General features: G+C 33.4%; 17 protein-coding genes. 4 read left to right on the top strand and 13 right to left on the bottom strand.

Going from position 1 to position 17,792, the window contains the following annotated elements; all coding sequences use genetic code 11:
• Nucleotides 1–134 precede the first annotated feature (134 nt).
• The 10 genes from JM658_RS08190 to JM658_RS08235 form a co-directional block, all read right to left on the bottom strand.
• Nucleotides 135–794: an SDR family NAD(P)-dependent oxidoreductase gene (locus tag JM658_RS08190; protein ID WP_236958769.1), complete on the bottom strand. Its 660-nt coding sequence runs from the start codon at nt 792–794 to the stop codon at nt 135–137.
• A gap of 105 nt (nt 795–899) precedes the next feature.
• Nucleotides 900–1,697: a haloacid dehalogenase type II gene (locus JM658_RS08195; protein WP_236958770.1), complete on the bottom strand. Its 798-nt coding sequence runs from the start codon at nt 1,695–1,697 to the stop codon at nt 900–902.
• A 71-nt stretch (nt 1,698–1,768) separates the two neighbouring features.
• On the bottom strand, nt 1,769–2,335 hold the full coding sequence (locus JM658_RS08200) for a carboxymuconolactone decarboxylase family protein (protein WP_236958771.1): 567 nt from the start codon (nt 2,333–2,335) through the stop codon (nt 1,769–1,771).
• 63 nt (nt 2,336–2,398) lie between these two features.
• Complete coding sequence (locus JM658_RS08205) at nt 2,399–2,962, bottom strand: TetR/AcrR family transcriptional regulator (protein ID WP_236958772.1); 564 nt, start codon at nt 2,960–2,962, stop codon at nt 2,399–2,401.
• Nucleotides 2,963–3,059: 97 nt separating this feature from the next.
• Entirely contained in the window at nt 3,060–3,299 is a 240-nt protein-coding gene (locus tag JM658_RS08210) for a DUF7218 family protein (RefSeq protein WP_236958773.1), read from the bottom strand.
• A gap of 22 nt (nt 3,300–3,321) precedes the next feature.
• Complete coding sequence (locus JM658_RS08215) at nt 3,322–3,645, bottom strand: four-helix bundle copper-binding protein (RefSeq protein ID WP_236958774.1); 324 nt, start codon at nt 3,643–3,645, stop codon at nt 3,322–3,324.
• A 297-nt stretch (nt 3,646–3,942) separates the two neighbouring features.
• Nucleotides 3,943–5,394 (bottom strand): TolC family protein, encoded by a 1,452-nt coding sequence (locus JM658_RS08220; protein ID WP_236958775.1) that lies wholly within the window; start codon nt 5,392–5,394, stop codon nt 3,943–3,945.
• The gene (locus tag JM658_RS08225; RefSeq protein ID WP_236958776.1) at nt 5,384–8,626 is read right to left on the bottom strand and encodes an efflux RND transporter permease subunit; all 3,243 of its coding nucleotides are present in this window, start codon (nt 8,624–8,626) and stop codon (nt 5,384–5,386) included. Before JM658_RS08225 ends, JM658_RS08220 begins: the two co-directional genes overlap by 11 nt.
• A 25-nt stretch (nt 8,627–8,651) precedes the next feature.
• A complete protein-coding gene (locus tag JM658_RS08230; protein WP_236958777.1) occupies nt 8,652–9,737 on the bottom strand; it encodes an efflux RND transporter periplasmic adaptor subunit in 1,086 nt (361 codons plus the stop codon).
• Between the two features lie 172 nt (nt 9,738–9,909).
• A complete protein-coding gene (locus tag JM658_RS08235) occupies nt 9,910–10,326 on the bottom strand; it encodes a hypothetical protein (RefSeq protein ID WP_236958778.1) in 417 nt (138 codons plus the stop codon).
• 270 nt (nt 10,327–10,596) lie between these two features.
• Between JM658_RS08235 and udk the strand changes: the two genes are divergently transcribed.
• Genes udk through scpA form a run of 4 tightly spaced genes read left to right on the top strand, consistent with a single transcriptional unit; the run spans nt 10,597 to nt 15,090 of the window.
• On the top strand, nt 10,597–11,205 hold the full coding sequence (gene udk, locus JM658_RS08240; protein ID WP_236958779.1) for a uridine kinase: 609 nt from the start codon (nt 10,597–10,599) through the stop codon (nt 11,203–11,205).
• Nucleotide 11,206: 1 nt separating this feature from the next.
• A complete protein-coding gene (locus JM658_RS08245) occupies nt 11,207–11,533 on the top strand; it encodes an FtsB family cell division protein (protein ID WP_236958780.1) in 327 nt (108 codons plus the stop codon).
• 54 nt (nt 11,534–11,587) lie between these two features.
• Entirely contained in the window at nt 11,588–12,964 is a 1,377-nt protein-coding gene (locus tag JM658_RS08250) for a methylmalonyl-CoA mutase subunit beta (RefSeq protein WP_236958781.1), read from the top strand.
• Nucleotides 12,961–15,090: a methylmalonyl-CoA mutase gene (gene scpA / locus JM658_RS08255; protein WP_236958782.1), complete on the top strand. Its 2,130-nt coding sequence runs from the start codon at nt 12,961–12,963 to the stop codon at nt 15,088–15,090. Before JM658_RS08250 ends, scpA begins: the two co-directional genes overlap by 4 nt.
• Here scpA and JM658_RS08260 read toward each other — a convergent pair.
• Genes JM658_RS08260 through nosD form a run of 3 tightly spaced genes read right to left on the bottom strand, consistent with a single transcriptional unit; the run spans nt 15,087 to nt 17,789 of the window.
• Entirely contained in the window at nt 15,087–15,869 is a 783-nt protein-coding gene (locus JM658_RS08260; RefSeq protein ID WP_236958783.1) for an ABC transporter permease, read from the bottom strand. The two genes, scpA and JM658_RS08260, sit on opposite strands and share 4 nt — an antisense overlap.
• Complete coding sequence (locus JM658_RS08265; protein ID WP_236958784.1) at nt 15,862–16,569, bottom strand: ABC transporter ATP-binding protein; 708 nt, start codon at nt 16,567–16,569, stop codon at nt 15,862–15,864. Before JM658_RS08265 ends, JM658_RS08260 begins: the two co-directional genes overlap by 8 nt.
• Nucleotides 16,566–17,789: a nitrous oxide reductase family maturation protein NosD gene (gene nosD / locus JM658_RS08270; protein WP_236958785.1), complete on the bottom strand. Its 1,224-nt coding sequence runs from the start codon at nt 17,787–17,789 to the stop codon at nt 16,566–16,568. The genes JM658_RS08265 and nosD overlap by 4 nt, the downstream gene beginning before the upstream one ends.
• Nucleotides 17,790–17,792: the final 3 nt, after the last annotated feature.

The following is a 17,792-nucleotide window of genomic DNA, read 5'->3' on the forward strand; positions in this document are numbered from 1 at the left end:
GGAGGTGGGGGGGGGCACATAAAATCTATAGTCTTTTTTGGAGTTCAGTTGCTCATTTAAGAACTGAGTTATAACTTCATTTTTATCATTCTCACTACATTTTGAGAATAACACAATTATTAATATTAATATAACTAATCGCATGTTATTGTATAATTATCGATTAATGGTACTTCTTTTAACGTAGAGTATCTAGAAAATTCTTCCCTAGTAATTAAGCCTCCATTTTTACCTTCATCAAATAAACCTTCCCGTCCGAAATATAAATAATTATCAAGAGAATATCTGTAGCTATCAAATTTTCGTATAGCATTAGCTATAGGAATAGCATATTTTGTAACTATAAAATCATGTTGAGCAGTAATTTCTGGCATTTTAGAATAATCCCACCACCATATATTTAAATCTTGTAACCAATTATATTCTTCTGTACTTAAGTTGTATTCCGTTTTGTTGCCACTAGCCAATATTCGGTATAGCTGGGCATGGGCTGCTTCTTGAAGTGTATTAAAAACACCTCTTACATTAACATCAAAAAGCTTAGAAAACTCATCTTGTGTATGGTCCTTTAGAAATTCATTATACATTATACCAGCGTTATTTATTAACACATCTACTTTTCCATAAGTTTCTATCGTCTTATCGAAGAGTGTAACTACATGCTCTTTTTTACTAACATCTGCTTGGATCTCCATAGCTTCCCCCCCATTTTTTATAATGGTTTCTAAAGTTTCCTTTGCTTCATTTTTACTGTTTGAATGATTTACAATTACTGTTGCTCCATTTTCAGCCAAAAGAATAGCAACTTATTTTCCTATTCCTTTAGAAGAGCCTGTAACGATGATAACTTTATTTTTAACTCCCATAAGTGTTTATTTTTTATAATTCTGTTTAATTATCTACTTTAAAGAAATTAACTTATTAGCAACTAATTCTAAGTTACTTTCACTTATTTCTGGTGTTTCTGCAAGTGGATATAATTGAGCTCCTGGTCTGCTAATAAAAGCTCCTCTCCAGCCTGCAGATAATGCTCCCGCAATATCCCATCCATGTGCTGCTACCAATAAACTTTCAGAAGGTTTTACGTCCATTTTTCTTGATGCCCATTCATATGTCTCTCTAAATGGCTTGAATTTACCAACCTCTTCTACACTCAAACGTTGATCAAAGTACGCTGTTAAGTCGGCACTCTCAAATTGTTTTTTAACACCTTCATTAGAAGAATTTGTAAAAGACACTAATTTGTATCCATTTTCCTTTAATTTACTTAACGCCCCTTTTACCTCTGGGTGGGCTGGTAATCCTCGTAATGCTTTTAAAATTATCTCACGAGCATCACTTTCTGATATTTTTATATTGTTATTTGCAGCTACCATTTGAAGAGAGGCTGCTCCAATATTTCCGAAGTGCTCGTATTTACCACTTGCTGAAGTAACTAAAGAATATTGTAACATTGTAGTAAACCACAGAGAAAGTAAATCATCTCTACCATTCAATGCTTCTGCTACAACATTTTTCATTTTTGTCAAATCCAAAAGCGTTTCATTTACATCAAAAAATAAAACTTTTGGTCTTTCTTTTATTATTGGTTCCATGTTGTTTTCTTTTCGTTGTCCTAATATAATATTGGGCATTAAAATTGACGAAGAGCCCATAACTCCTAAGTTTTTAATAAAACTCCTTCTGTTATTTTTCAATTTCCTATATGTTTAGATATAAAATAAGTAAAGGTGCTGACTCTCTTTTGCAACACCTTTACTTATTAAGTTTATTTATTCCAAGCGTACTTCTCAAAACCTTTATCTAAAGGTGTCTCTGCAATATGATTTGTATAATTACTTATTGTTTTTTGAGAAATCCCAAGTATAATTTCTAATAAATGTCTTTGGTTAAAGCCTGCATTGTAAAACGCCTGAATTTCCTCTTTTGAAACATTTCCTCTATTCCTTACCATTAATAATGTCATCTTACGTAAAGCCTCCAACTTCTGCGTAGGCAATTCAGTTTTATTACGTAATGCTTCTGTTATCTCATCATCCACTTTCATCATTTTTGCAATAGCTGTATGTGCTGGTACACAGTAATGGCATTCGTGTTCCACATTTATAGTTTGCCAAACCACTGTTATTTCATCATTGTTAAAAGATGAATTTACAAACAGCTCATGAATGTTTTGATAAGCTTCTAATAAACCCGGAGCCTCTGCAAGTACCCCATGTAAATTAGGAACAAAACCATTAGATTTATTTGATTGTTCTAATAAAGATTTACTTTTTTCTGGAGCAGTTTCAATTGTATGAATCTGTAAATTTTCTCCTGTGTTTGTTGTATTCATAATTTTAGAATTTATTTATTATTTATATAACTAACCAATCGGTTAGTTATGGGTTAAAAAAAGTTATATATTATTAAATATGTTTAAAATATAATTATCCAATTGTGATTCTGTAAATACTTTTGAAGCAGATGATAAACCAAACATGGAAATAATTAAATAATCAGCTTGTTGCTCTATCGTTGCGTTATCTTTCGATAGATCTTTTGCCAGAACTGTTGCAAATGTATTTCTTACATCCTCTGTAAAGTCTAATAAAGCACATTTAATCTGCTCATTTGCATGCGCTCCTATTTCGTTAGCTGCATTAGTCACTAAACATCCTTTTCTAATTTCACTTTCCTTAGAAAACGTTATAAAATCATAAAAATAAGTTTTGATACTACTAATACCTTCATCGGATGATTTAAGTTTATTGAGTAAACTATTTAATTTAAGCTTATAACAATTTATACTTTTTAAAAAAACCCCTTCCTTACTCCCAAAGCTTGAATAAATAGAGAATTTATTTATTCCCATTTCTTTTTCGAGCATTTGCATAGAGGTTAATTCATAACCATTTTTCCAGAATAAATTCATCGCCTTTTCTATGACTTCTTGCTCGTTATATTTCTTCGTACGCGGCATAAATATTTAATTTCAGTATAAAACTAAACAATCAGTTAGAAACAAAAAAGGATTTAACTTTTATTTATTAATGACCATCTAATATTCCATTAAAAAATCAATTATTCCTCAACGCTTTAATCAATTCCTTTTTATTCATTTTTGAACGACCAGAAATACCAACATTCTTAGCTTGATCATATAAGTCATCTTTTGTCCACTCCTCATATGGTTTAGCTTCTCCTCCCCTTTTTCCAGCATTGGGAGAGTTTGCTATTCTTGCAGACTTCTCCTTACTATATCCTTTATCTCGAAGCGCTTCATATTGATCTTCATTTTTTATTCTTGGATTTGGCATGTTTCAATGATTTTAGAGTTAATTATTCATGTTCTTGTAAATATTCTTGACAAGCTTGAGCACATTTTTTGCATGTTTCAGCACATTCCTTGCAGTGTATCATATCGTGTTTTTCACATTCCTTTTCACATTGCTGACAAACAAAGAAGCAATAGTTAATTAATCCTGATACTTCTTTAAAATTAGTAGATAGCACTTCTGCAAGAGCGTTGCAAGTTGTAGCACACACGTTATCTAACCTAATGCAATTACTCATATTCATAGATTCATCTAAACAAGCATCAGCACAGGAATTACATGTGGCTACACATTCATACAATACTTTTATTAATATTTCTTTTTTCATAATCTTAGTTTCGTGGTTACTATTACTTAAAATTACACACCAAAAACCGTAACACAATAACTATCAGTTAGTTTATAATAAGTTTAGCACACTTTATTTATTCTTTAACATCATAAAAGAGCCTTCAGAATATAAACATCCTGAAGGCTCTTTAAAGTTTTAATTTTGGATTGAGCTCACTGTTAAGCGAGCTCGCACCAAAAAAACTAATCAAAAAAAAACTAATCCAACATTAAATGCAAGAATGAGGGAACCTTGCTTAACACTAAAGTATGGATCGTTATAAGAAAGCGAATGTTAGTTCCATCCACCTCCTAGCGCACGGTACATATCTACCATGGCATTCATTTGTTGCATTTTAGTCTCTACAAGTTCAAACTTCGAATCTAAAGCATCACGCTGTGTTAATAACACTTCCATATAATCCGCTCTAGCAGATTTAAAAAGTACATTAGAAATTTCTATCGATTTATTAAGTGCTGCAACTTCCTCAGATTTGAGGTCATAACTCTGTTTAATATTATCAATCTTAGCTAACTGATTTGCAACTTCTATATAAGCGTTTAACACCGTTTGCTCATAATTGTACACAGCTTGAATTTGCTTTGCGTTTGCACTGTAATAATCTGCTTTAATAGCACTTCTATTAATTAAAGGAGCTGTTAATTCTCCTGCGATATTATACAGTAAAGATTCTGGCGATGTAAACAAATACTTTGTATCAAAAGCTTGATAACCTATGGCTGCGGAAATATCTAAACTCGGATAAAACCTTTTCTTAGCTACTTTAACATCTAATTTTGAAGCTGCGAGCTCTAATTCTGCTTGTTTAACATCTGGACGATTTTCTAGTAATTGAGACGGGAGTCCAGTATGCACTTCTATAGGTGTTAAATCTGAAAACGATTTTGAATCTCTTTCTATCGTCTGAGGATATCTCCCAGCTAAGAAATTGATCTTATTTTCAGTTTCTGTTATTTGCTGCTGAATATCATATTGCAAACTTTTGGTATGTAGTACCTCTGCTTCAAACTTACGAACTGCTAATTCTGTAACTCGTGCTGCTTCCTTCTGAAGCTTAACTATACGTAACGCATTCGACTGGATTTCGACATTCTGCTTTACAATTGCTAATTGATTATCCAAAGCAAGCAACTCATAATAGGAATTAGCTATTTCTGCAATTAGATTAGTAATTACAAAATTTTTCCCTTCTACACTTGAAAGATATCTACTTACCGCAGCTTTCTTGGCTGTATGTAATTTACCCCAAATATCAACTTCCCAAGAAGCATGAGCGCCAAGCATAAAATCTGGTAAAGGGTCTGGCATCTCTTCACCTGGTCTAATATCTGTAGTTGCATCGTTTGCTCCTAAACTTGTATATCGAGCTCTTTTATCGATACCGGCTCCAGCACCTAAACCAATAGAGGGCATATATTCCCCTTTCTTAGCTCTTACTTCACTTTTTGCGATTTGGATTTCTTGCAAAGTGATATTTAACTCTTGATTGTTTTCTAGTGCTTCTCCTATTAACGTATCGAGGTAAGGATCTGTAAAATAGTCCTGCCACTTTACACGTGCTGTATTTAGCGTATCATTAGACTGAGTCTCCAACTGCTCTAGCTCAGAAGTGTCCGCTTCCATACTTTTAATAGCTGGTACACAAGAATAAAGGGTCGTTATCGCAATAATCCCAACCAGATATGTTTTTTTATACTGTAACATAATTCCCTTTTTATTGTTCATCGTCAGGTTTTTTCATTAATTTTTTCATGAGCTTATCTATTTTGCGAAGCTTCTTTTCTGTTTTTCTCTCTCCTTCTCCTGTACGCATAAACTCTTCAGAAACAGGTTCTGTACTTTCATCTTTTATAAGCTCACGCCCATCAGACATTTTAGCAAAGACATAATACAACCCAGGAATTACTAAAACTCCCAAAATCGTACCTATAAGCATTCCTCCCATGGCAGAACTACCAATTGTTCTATTACCAATTGCTCCAGCACCAGTTGCAATTACTAACGGAATTAATCCTGCAACAAAGGCAAATGAGGTCATCAAAATAGGTCTAAAACGTACTCTTGCTCCTTCAATTGCGGCATCTACAATAGATGCTCCTTCCCTACGCTTCTGAACTGCAAACTCTACAATCAATACGGCATTTTTACCTAATAACCCGACCAGCATGATTACACCAATTTGTGCATAAACATCGTTCGCTAATCCTGTTAATTTCAGTAGTAAAAAAGAACCAAAAACACCAACTGGTAATGAAAGAATAACTGCCAATGGTAATAAGAAACTTTCGTATTGAGCTGCTAATACCAAATACACGAATATTAATACAACACCAAAGATGTATAACGATTCGTTTCCTCGAGAAGCTTCATCATAAGATAATCCTTCCCAACCGATATCATAACCTCTAGGAAGCGTTTGCTCTGCTACCTCTCGGATTGCTTTAATAGCATCTCCACTGGTATATCCAGCTGCTGGAAGTCCTCTTATCGCTGCAGAATTATATAAGTTATATCTAGTAATCTCATTAGGTCCCAATTTCTTTTCCATTTTCATGAAAGCAGAATAAGGTACCATTTCTCCTTCTTCATTTTTAACATATAGCTTCTCTAAATCAGAAGGCATCGCTCTATACTCTGGAGCCGATTGTGTATAAACTTTGAAGAATCTACCATATTTAATAAACCCTTGTTCATAGGTACTACCGATCAATATATTTAGGTTCTCCATAGCTTTCCCAATGGATACCCCTTTTTGCATTGCTGCTTTGTTATTAATTTTCAACTCATATTGAGGATAGTTAGCAGCAAAAAATGTAAATAACCCTGTAATTTCTGGACGCTTTCTTAGGGCATCCATAAAGTTATCGTTCACTTTTTCAAATTCATGAAAATCTGTAGAGTTCGTTTTATCTAATAAACGCATAGCAAAACCTCCAGAAGAACCGAAACCAGGTACTGCTGGTGGCTCAAAATATTCGATAACAGCTCCTAGATCTTTTGTTTCTTCTTCCAACTCCTCCATGATTTCGTGTACAGTATGTTCACGATCTCCCCATGGTTTTAAGTTAATAAGACATGTCCCTGCATTAGATCCCCTACCTTCTGTCATAATTTCGTAACCTGCTAAAGACGAAACAGATTTTACTCCTTCCGTTTCTTCACAAATCTTCTGAAGTTTTTTAGCTACTTCATTAGTACGCTCTAAGGTAGCTCCGGGAGGTGTTTGTATAATCGCATAAATCATTCCTTGGTCTTCATTTGGAATAAACCCTGCTGGTAATACTTGGTTGGTAAAAAATATACCTGCACAGAAAGCTCCTAATAATCCAAAAGTAACAACCCTACGATTAACAATCAGTTTAAGAACTTTTACATATTTCCCTGTCAGATTATCAAACTTAGAATTAAACCAATCTATAAATTTATCTACAGGAGATTTACGTTTCTTACCATGATTATTCTTTAAAAGAATGGCACATAAAACTGGAGTTAATGTAAGCGCCACAACCGCTGATAAAATAATAGCAGCTGCCATCGTTATTGAAAACTGGCGATAGAAAACTCCCACTGGTCCAGACATAAATGAAATTGGAATAAATACAGAAACCATTACAAGAGTAATTGCAACAATGGCTCCACCCATTTCTTCTAACACAGCATAAGATGCCTTGTAGGGCGAGAGATTTTCCTCATGGATTTTAACGTGAACTCCTTCTACCACAACAATGGCATTATCTACTACAATCCCAATAGCTAATACTAATGCAAAAAGGGTTATTAAGTTAATGGAGAGTCCAAACATTTGCATGACAAAGAAAGTCCCGATTAATGATACCGGTACTGCAATAATTGGAATCAACGTAGAGCGCCAATCTCCCAAAAACAAGAATACAACAATCCCAACAAGAATAAATGCATCTCGAAGTGTATGAACAACTTGCTCAATAGAAGCATCTAAGAAGTTAGAGACATCATACCCAATTTGGTAATCTACCCCCGGAGGGAGATCCTCTTTAAGCTCTTTAAGTTTATCTTTTACCGACTTAATTACGTCGCTACCATTACTTCCAAAAGTTTGTTTTAATACAATCGAAGCAGCTGGATCTCCATCTAAATTGGAATAAATATCAAAAAACTCACTTCCGAGTTCTACATCTGCAATATCTTTTAATTTTAAAATCTCCCCGTCTTCATTCGCCTTAATTATTATATTCTTATAATCTTCGGCTTCATTATACCTTCCTTCATAAGTAAGTACATATTCTAAGGCTTGAGATTTCTTACCAGAACTTCTTCCTAAACGTCCTGGCCTTGCAATAATACTCTGCTCATCCATAGCTTCTAAAACTTCTTCAGCAGAAATTTTATAAGCTCTCATACGGTCTGGTTTTAACCAAACACGCATTGCATATTTACGGCTTCCTAATATTTTGGCACTTGCAATCCCTTTAATACGTTGTACTTCAGGAACTATTTTTGTGTATGCATAATTGTAAAGAAATTTCTCATCGTTATTCTTGTTTTTACTAAACAAGTTAACATACATCAACATACTTGGTTGCACAGGCGTAATTACAACCCCTTCCCTCTGTACCAATTCTGGGAGTAAAGGCATCACTTGATCGACCCTTGTTTTAACTCTTACTACTGCCTGATTTGGATCGGTTCCTGGTTCAAAAATAATACGTAACGTTCCTTCCCCAGCACTAGTAGCATCGGAAGCTATATAACGCATTCCCTGAACCCCATTTATCGAAGTTTCTAAAGGAATTAATGTTGAATTTACCAATACATCGGCACTGGCTCCAGGATAAGCTATAAATATATTAACGGTGGTTGGTGCAATTTGTGGAAACTGCGATATTGGTAATTGCTTCATAGCCAGTAATCCTGTAAAAACTAGGACTACGGATATGACAATGGCCAACACCGGTCTTTTTATAAATTTACTAAACATTTTGTTGTAATTTTATCGGTTTGAATTACTCTGCGTACATATCTAAGCTTGCCAACACATTGTCTGGTTTTTCAAGCTCGTACTCAATCTTTTCGCCATCTTTCACCATTCTGATACCTTCAAGTAGTATCTTATCATCCTCGGATAGCCCCTTGCTTACAATAAACAGATGTGGTAATTCTGCAGCTACAAAAATCTCTCTCTGTCTTACTACATTGTCCTTATCAATTACAAAAACAAATTTCTTATCTAAGACTTCAAAAGTTGCTTTTTGTGGAATTATCATGGCATTTTTAAAAGGAACTTTCATCATAATACTTCCTGTTTCCCCATGTCTTAACAGACCTTCAGGATTAGGAAATGTTGCTCTAAAAGGAATATTCCCTGTTTCATTATTAAATTCTGCCTCAATAGTACCCACTTTACCGCCGTGTTTAAACAGCTGATTATTGGCCATTAATAAATCTACACTTATAGGATTTTCCTTACTGAAACTAGTTGTATAATTTAAATATTCAGCTTCTGGAACATTATAATAAACCCACATTTCGCTATTATCAGAAAGGTTAGAAAGCAACTCTCCCTCGTCTACTAAACTCCCTTCTCTAACATGAAAACGGTCGATAATACCGTCATAAGGAGCTCTAACCTCTGTAAACTGAAGATGCACATTAGATAATGCCATCTCTGCTTTTGCCTTATCGAATTTGGCTTTTGCCATGGCCAATTCATTTGGTGCAACAATATCATTATCTGCTAACTTCTTAGTATTATTATATTCTATTTCTGCAAAATTTGCTTCTGCTTTTGCTTTCTCAAATTCTGCCTCATAGAGTTTAGGCATTATCTGAAATAACAATTGTCCTTTTTTTACATGCTGACCTTCATCTACATATATCTTTTGTAAATACCCACGTTCTTGGGCTCTTAATTCGATATGTCTGATGGATTGGATTTGACACACATAATCTTCCGTAATAATAGTGTCTTGAACTTTAGGATTTGTAACCGCATATTTGGTTTCTTCCTTTTTTTCTTTTTCTTTTTTAGATGAACAACTTGTATGACTCAGTAAGGCAAACAGGCTCATCACTATGAGAGTATTCTTCATAATAAATGATGCTTTTTAAAAGCGTAAGGATTATTTAAGGTTATATTTAAAGTTGAAAAAACACAGAAGTTTGCCATAGCAATCATGTAAACTGCTATAAGCTTGTGTTTAAATTTTAAATGATAGGAGTTGAAAAGCAATGCTATTATTACTCTTCAAATATTTTAAAAAATCAAATTCGGAATACTCGAAATATGACATACAATCTGTAAGATAAAAAATTGGAGAATTTCTTACAGTGAAATAAATGTTTCTTAGGAAAAGGGAAAAAAGCTAATAATGCTAAAGAGTATAATGTAGAACCTACAAAAGTATTTAGCTCAGCATTTTTCTTATAAACTGTTAGCTCTTCTTCTACTTCACTCTCTACAATCTCAAATTTATGCTCTTTCTTTTCAAAGTGAGAAAAAAAGCAATCTTTAAAAAATTTAGCGTTTTGTATGAGAGTTACACCAGATGGTGCGGAATTTTCAATACTATCGATTTTGGAAATACTGCCCTGCTGCTGATTGCTATTTGCAAACAACAAACTATATCCACTTATAAGGATAATAGAGAGCGATATAAAAAATCTAAGTAGTAGTTTCATTACAGGGGCTAAAACTACAAAAAGAGTATAATTCTTACAAGACAAGAATCGTTAAATATAATTTTAACTTTTCTTAAAAATGTGATTTTCATTAAACTAAAGAAAACACAAGCCTATAAGTTAATGATTATCAATGTAGTTGTAAAGTTTAAACTCATTCCTTCCAATGTAATATAGAAGCGTAAATTACTAAGTAAAGCCTAAAGTGTTAATATCTAAATGTTATAATTGACACCTAAAATTCATATTTTTGTAAAAAATAAAACTAATATGCTCATTATTGGAATTGCTGGAGGTACCGGCTGTGGGAAAACAACTGTTGTAAATCAAATTGTAAATGAACTTCCGGAGAATGAAGTTGGGGTTATTTCCCAAGATTCTTATTACAACGAAACCTCTCATTTAAACTATGACGAGCGTACTAAAATAAATTTCGATCACCCGCGTGCAATAGATTTTGACCTCTTGTATGAGCATCTGGTTGATCTAAAACAAAATAAAGTAATTGAGCAACCTGTATATTCTTTTGTAAAACACAACCGTACAAAAGACACGCTTATTACACACCCAAGAAAGGTAATGATTGTAGAAGGAATTCTAATTCTTACTAATCCTAAAGTGCGTGAACTTTTTGATATTAAAATTTATGTCCATGCAGATTCTGATGAGCGACTCATCCGAAGAATAAAAAGAGATATTTCTGAAAGAGGACGAGATATTGATGAGGTTTTACTACGTTACCAAACAACGTTAAAACCAATGCATCAGCAGTTTATCGAACCGACTAAAGAATTTGCAGATATTATTATTCCAAACAATAGATACAATACTGTTGCCGTTGATATTGTAAGAACCATTATAAACGAACGCTTGTTATAAAATGAAGCTCAAAGACATAAAGAAATCTAAATGGTTTAAATTTTTCAGCAATATCTATGTGCTTGTACTTACGGTATTTGTAATATGGATGCTCTTTTTTGACACAAATTCTTGGTGGTTTACACATAGAGAACTTAATAAAGAAATTGAAAAACTCGAAGAGCAAAAAGTACATTTAAAAGAAGCGATAGAAAAAGATAAATCTATTCTTAGGAAATTAAATAGTGAAGAGGAAATTGAAAAATTTGCAAGAGAAGAATATTATCTTAAAAAAGAGAATGAAGAAATTTATCTCATTGAATATGAAGACAGTTTAGAGAGCAATTAATACTTTAAGACTGCCTTAATTAACTCCAGAACCAATAAAATAAAACTAAGACTTATGTTAGATTCCCTTTTTAATGAGTTTAGAGATATTTCTGTTAAAGAATGGAAACAGAAAATACAATTCGATTTAAAAGGTGAAGATTATAACACCACTTTGGTTACAAAAACGCTTGAAGACATAAATATCAAGCCTTTTTATTCTCAAGAGGATCTTCCTACTGAAATGGAAATTGGAAGTAACCCTCCATGGAATATTTGCGAAAAAATATATGTTGCTAAAGCTTTTGGTGCGAATGCTAAAGCTATAGAAAACATAGAAAAAGGAGCTCAAAGTATTCTTTTTATCTTTCCTGATGAAACCGTAGACCTCAACGCTCTTTTTAAAGATTTCCCTTTTGATTTGGTGTCTATTCATGTGGAAACTGAGTTCCTTTCGCTGGATTTTATAAAAAAACTTATTGCTTATTTTAAAGATAAAGAGGCGAAGATCTATTTACATTTAGATATTATTGGAAACCTAGCAAGAAGCGGAAATTGGTATTTCAACTTAAAAAAAGATATTGCTATTTTTTCTGAAATTCAAAGTCTTCTTAGCAATTTACCGCAGTTTAAAACTTCTATTACTGTAGATCTTACTTTGTACCAAAATGCCGGTGCAAATATGGTTCAGCAATTAGCATATGCACTTGCACATACAAACGAATATTTTACCATTTTAGAAAAAAAATCCTTTAATGTTAGTTTTAAAGTAGCCGTAAGTAGCAACTATTTTTTCGAGATCGCTAAGTTAAAGGCCTTACGTACGCTTTGGAAAACATTAGCATCAGAATATAGTTCTACAGCAGAATGCCACCTATTTTGTATTCCTACAAAACGTAACAAAACCTTGTACGATTACAATGTGAACATGCTACGAACTACCACAGAATATATGAGTGCCATTATTGGTGGCGCCAATACAATTTGCACACTCCCTTATGATTACTTTTATCATAAAGACAATGAGTTTGCATCTAGAATAGCCAGAAATCAATTGCTGATTTTAAAACACGAGAGTTATTTTGATAAGGTTAAAAATCCTTCTGATGGAAGTTATTATATCGAATCCATCACTGAAGATTTAGCTAAAAAAGCACTCGATTTATTTAAAAAAATAGAGGCCGGTGGAGGATTCCTAGAGCAGTTGAAAGCGCATATTATTCAGAAGAAAATAAAAGAAAATGCTACTCTTGAACAGGAAAAATTCAATGAGAAGAACAAAATATTAGTAGGCACTAATAAATATCAGAATAAGGAAGATCGAATGAAAAATGATTTGGAGCTCTATCCTTTTATAAAAACTGAAATTAGAAAAACTCTTATCGAACCTATTATTGAACGTCGATTGGCAGAAACTTCAGAGCAAGAACGATTAAAAAATGAACCTTCATGAAGCGTAAAGACCTACAACATATCACCTTAAAAAAAACTATTTCTACGGAAGGTAAAAAAGCTGAAAATTCGGTTTTTACTACTGCAGAAAAGATTGATATAAAATCGATTTATAGCAAGGAAGACACCAAGCATTTAAAGCATTTAGATTTTGCTGCTGGATTCCCTCCTTTTCTACGCGGCCCATATACAACAATGTATGTGCGCAAACCGTGGACTATAAGGCAATATGCTGGTTTTTCTACTGCAGAAGAGAGTAATGCTTTTTATAGGAGAAATTTAGAAGCAGGGCAAAAGGGATTATCGGTAGCGTTTGATTTAGCTACGCATCGCGGTTATGATTCTGATCATGAGCGTGTAGTTGGAGATGTTGGTAAAGCAGGTGTTGCTATTGATTCTGTAGAGGATATGAAAATTCTCTTTGATCAGATTCCGCTAGATAAAATGTCGGTTTCCATGACTATGAATGGAGCTGTACTTCCTATAATGGCTTTTTATATTGTTGCTGCTGAAGAACAAGGAGTTTCATTAGATAAATTATCGGGAACCATCCAAAACGATATCCTAAAAGAATTTATGGTTAGGAATACGTATATCTATCCGCCTACTCCATCGATGAAAATTATTGCTGATATTTTTGAATTCACCAGTAAAAACATGCCTAAGTTTAATAGCATAAGTATTTCTGGATATCATATGCAAGAAGCTGGAGCTACTGCAGATATCGAATTAGCATACACCCTAGCTGATGGATTGGAATATATAAAAACAGGAATCGCTGCGGGGATGGATATTGATACTTTTGCCCCTAGATTATCTTTCTTTTGGGCTATTGGAATGAATCATTTTATGGAGATTGCCAAAATGCGAGCTGGACGAATGTTATGGGCAAAGCTTGTAAAACAATTCAATCCAAAAAATGAAAAATCTCTTTCGCTAAGAACACATTGTCAAACAAGTGGATGGAGTTTAACAGAACAAGACCCCTTTAATAATGTTGCGCGTACATGCATTGAAGCTACTGCTGCTGCTTTTGGTGGCACACAATCTTTACACACAAACGCCTTAGATGAAGCTATTGCACTTCCAACAGATTTTTCTGCTAGGATTGCAAGAAACACTCAATTATACCTGCAAGAAGAAACGCAAATTACAAAGACTGTCGATCCATGGGCAGGAAGTTATTATGTGGAGAATTTAACTCATGAAATAGCAGAAAGTGCATGGAAACTTATTGAAGAGGTTGAAGAATTAGGAGGAATGACAAAGGCCATAGAAGCTGGAATTCCAAAAATGCGTATCGAACAAGCGGCAGCCAGAAAACAAGCTAAGATTGATAGTAATCAAGATATAATTGTTGGAGTTAATAAATATAAATTAGACAAAGAAGATCCATTACAAATTTTAGAAGTCGACAATCAATCGGTTAGAGAGCAGCAAATACAACGTTTAACAAGTACAAAGGCTGATCGCAATTCTGAAAAGGTTGAAGCTTCACTTTTAAAATTATCACAATCTGCAAAGTCAGGCGAAGGAAATTTATTAGCTTTAGCAATAGAAGCTGCTAGAAACCGAGCTACATTAGGAGAAATATCTTCTGCTTTGGAAGAGGTTTATGGCAGGTATAAAGCAAAAATTCAATCCTTTAGCGGAGTATATTCAAAAGAAGTGAAAAACGATAAAAGCTTTGAAAAAGCAAAAGAACTAGCGGATCAGTTTGCGGAAAAAGACGGACGTAGACCTAGAATTCTTATTGCAAAAATGGGACAAGATGGGCATGACCGTGGAGCAAAAGTTGTTGCTACTGGATATGCAGATGTAGGTTTCGACGTAGATATAGGTCCACTTTTTCAAACCCCACAAGAAGCCGCTAAACAGGCAGTAGAAAACGATGTACATATTCTTGGAGTATCATCTTTGGCTGCAGGGCACAAAACACTGGTTCCTCAAGTTATAGAAGCACTTAAAGCATACGGAAGAGATGATATTATGGTTATTGTTGGTGGCGTGATTCCGAAACAAGATTATCAATATCTATTTGATGCTGGCGCTGTTGCCGTTTTTGGTCCTGGAACTAAAATAAGCGAGGCTGCTATTTCTCTTTTAGAAATATTGATAGATAGTTAAAAGTCTTTCTTTTTAGCCTTTCTTACGATTAATAAAATAGGAGTAACTACCCAAAGTGATAATCCGAAGAAGGAAACTACAAAACCTAATGATGTTCCAAAAAATTGTTGGAAAACGGCTCCTGTGTACCCCATCAAAGCAGAAATATCTAATTGTAATAATAACAAAATACGCGATAAATCTATAGGATTACACATCGTAGCTATTAACGCAAAATTATCTAAGGGATACGATTGAAATACAAGCAGAGAAATTAAAAATAATCCATCATAAATAACAGCAAAAAACAACCACAAGAGAATAGCATAACTGAATCCCTTAATTTTATTTTCGTTACATAATCCTATATAAAAAGACATTGCAGAAAATGACATGGAAAGTAATATTCCTAAGAATATCAGCAAAAAGAAGGAAAAGTTTACGCTAGATTGTGTGATTCCATAAAATAGAAACGGAATCCCTAACCCTAAAAGTAAACTAAGGCTCAAAGAGAGCGTTACTCCAAAATATTGTCCTAAAAATATGATACTTCTCCTTATTGGTTGTGCCATTAAAAGCACCGTAAACTCTTTAGAATCGTAATAATACATGACTCCAAAAATGGTACTTATTAATGGGACCAAAATAACTATAACATTAAGTAGTGTTATTATTGCTTTAGACAAGTCTTGATTAAGAAAAAGCAACACAAATCCTAAGAGTAAATAGAATATTAGGTATACGTAAAACCACTTACTTCTTATTAAATCGTAAAAGCTATATTTTAATATTTTAATCATGATTATCCTTCAATAAATTTGCAATGGCATTTTCCAATTTCTCTTCAGAAGTTTTTTCTTTTAACTCAGCACAACTTCCTTTGAAATAGACCTTTCCCTCAAGAATAAATATTATCTCATCTGCAATCTCTTCAACAAAACTGATAATATGCGACGATATTAAAATGGTTTTCCCTTTTTCCTTTTCTGAAATAATTAACTGCTTTAAGTTTATTAACGACACTGGATCAAGTCCCGTTGTAGGCTCATCTAATATGATATAAGGACTATTAAACATAAAGGCTAGTACTATGTTTACTTTTTGCTTCGTTCCCCCTGAAAGATTTCCAAGCTTTTTTTTCATGTGCTTTTCTAGTGCGAACATATCTATAAGCTGCTGTGAAGCTGCATTCTCTTTTCGCACATCAGTAATCATTGCAATAAGCTCTTCCGCAGTTAAATTTGAAGGAAAATTAGCTATTTGTGGGAGGTAATCTATATTTTCTCTGTAACTCCATTTTTTCAATACACTTTTACCTTCAATGAGAATATCGCCTTTATCTGGAACTACCATTCCCAAAATTGACTTAATAAGTGTTGTTTTTCCCGATCCATTTGGCCCTAAAAGAGCATATATCTTACCAGAATCAACTTGTAAATCAACTCCCTTTAAGACCTCGTTCTGACCATATTTTTTCTCTAAACCATTTATTGCTATCATAACTTTCTCATTGAGGGGTTGGCGTCAATTAATAAATCCGGAGTAAAAATGGGACTTACCTTTTCAGAGAAATTAATAATATCTATAAAAAGACTTCTCATTAATATCAATGTTTCAGGAGTTCTGTTGACTACATATGAAAACAACTTTACAGGTCGATAAGGAATATCCCCTACTCCATTTTTATCTAAATCATATCCCGTATATTCACTCCAATAATTTCCATCTAAAACATTATCATTCATCTTACTGTTGTAAGAAACATCAAAACTGTTATATAAAAAGTTGTTTTTAGCAAAGGTGTTTGTGTAACAAGCTCCCCTTACCTTTATAGCCCAACCATTTTTCTCGAAGCTATTATTGATATAATTAATTCTATTACTCCCTTCTATATTTATACCTGTAGAATTTTTTGTGAATATATTATTCGTAATCTCAGCATCATTAATCTCTTTGAGTAAGAGTCCGTAGGAAGCCGTTCCCCAATTATTTTTAAAGGTGTTTTTAAACATTTTTATGTGCTTAGAAAACATTACTGCGACTCCTGAGCCATTATTCTCAAACATATTATTTGAATATGCATCGTGATTAGAAAACATAAAATGAAGACCATAACGCAAATTATTATAGCTGACATTGTCATTAATGGTTGAGTTATTTACAAATTCAAGATATATCCCATCTCTAACTCCTGTAACTATATTTTTTTCAATCTTAATATTATTAGAACTCCATAGATGAATCCCGTTCCCCGAATTATATTCTTCTTCCGCATCTCCTACTACCTTGTTATGGTATATTTCTCCGTGGTCACTTTTTTCAATATAAATTCCAAAAAAAAGGTTTTCTAATACTAAATTTCTAATTATAAAATTATTGCTCTTTATTACTTTTATTGCTGCATGATCTTCAGTATAGCTAACTCCAACATTCTTTAAAAAGAGTCCGTCTACTGTAACATTATCAGACATTACCTTAATAATCCCTCCTTTAAAAGCTCCATCAATTACTGGATAATCTTCCCCAATGATTGTAATCGGTTTATCTATAATAATTTCATGTTCGTTATAGATCCCCTTTTGTATATTAATAATATCGCCTGCAGATGCCTCTAATAACGCTTGCTTCAACGTAGTAATAGGACAACTTTTACAAACTGTAATTTGTCCTACTGCTGTTAAAGAAAAGAAAGTCATTAAAATAAGACAGGCCAGTTTCATACT

Origin of the sequence: Joostella atrarenae, assembly GCF_021764745.1 — a bacterium.
In the GTDB taxonomy this organism is placed as follows: Bacteria; Bacteroidota; Bacteroidia; order Flavobacteriales; family Flavobacteriaceae; genus Galbibacter; species Galbibacter atrarenae.

Coding starts and splice junctions, on each gene's coding strand:
- JM658_RS08200 (WP_236958771.1), bottom strand. CDS start 2,335: ATGAATACAACAAACACAGGAGAAAATTTACAGATTCATACAATTGAA.
- JM658_RS08205 (WP_236958772.1), bottom strand. CDS start 2,962: ATGCCGCGTACGAAGAAATATAACGAGCAAGAAGTCATAGAAAAGGCG.
- JM658_RS08210 (WP_236958773.1), bottom strand. CDS start 3,299: ATGCCAAATCCAAGAATAAAAAATGAAGATCAATATGAAGCGCTTCGA.
- JM658_RS08215 (WP_236958774.1), bottom strand. CDS start 3,645: ATGAAAAAAGAAATATTAATAAAAGTATTGTATGAATGTGTAGCCACA.
- JM658_RS08220 (WP_236958775.1), bottom strand. CDS start 5,394: ATGAACAATAAAAAGGGAATTATGTTACAGTATAAAAAAACATATCTG.
- JM658_RS08225 (WP_236958776.1), bottom strand. CDS start 8,626: ATGTTTAGTAAATTTATAAAAAGACCGGTGTTGGCCATTGTCATATCC.
- JM658_RS08230 (WP_236958777.1), bottom strand. CDS start 9,737: ATGAAGAATACTCTCATAGTGATGAGCCTGTTTGCCTTACTGAGTCAT.
- JM658_RS08235 (WP_236958778.1), bottom strand. CDS start 10,326: ATGAAACTACTACTTAGATTTTTTATATCGCTCTCTATTATCCTTATA.
- udk (WP_236958779.1), top strand. CDS start 10,597: ATGCTCATTATTGGAATTGCTGGAGGTACCGGCTGTGGGAAAACAACT.
- JM658_RS08245 (WP_236958780.1), top strand. CDS start 11,207: ATGAAGCTCAAAGACATAAAGAAATCTAAATGGTTTAAATTTTTCAGC.
- JM658_RS08250 (WP_236958781.1), top strand. CDS start 11,588: ATGTTAGATTCCCTTTTTAATGAGTTTAGAGATATTTCTGTTAAAGAA.
- scpA (WP_236958782.1), top strand. CDS start 12,961: ATGAAGCGTAAAGACCTACAACATATCACCTTAAAAAAAACTATTTCT.
- JM658_RS08260 (WP_236958783.1), bottom strand. CDS start 15,869: ATGATTAAAATATTAAAATATAGCTTTTACGATTTAATAAGAAGTAAG.
- JM658_RS08265 (WP_236958784.1), bottom strand. CDS start 16,569: ATGATAGCAATAAATGGTTTAGAGAAAAAATATGGTCAGAACGAGGTC.
- nosD (WP_236958785.1), bottom strand. CDS start 17,789: ATGAAACTGGCCTGTCTTATTTTAATGACTTTCTTTTCTTTAACAGCA.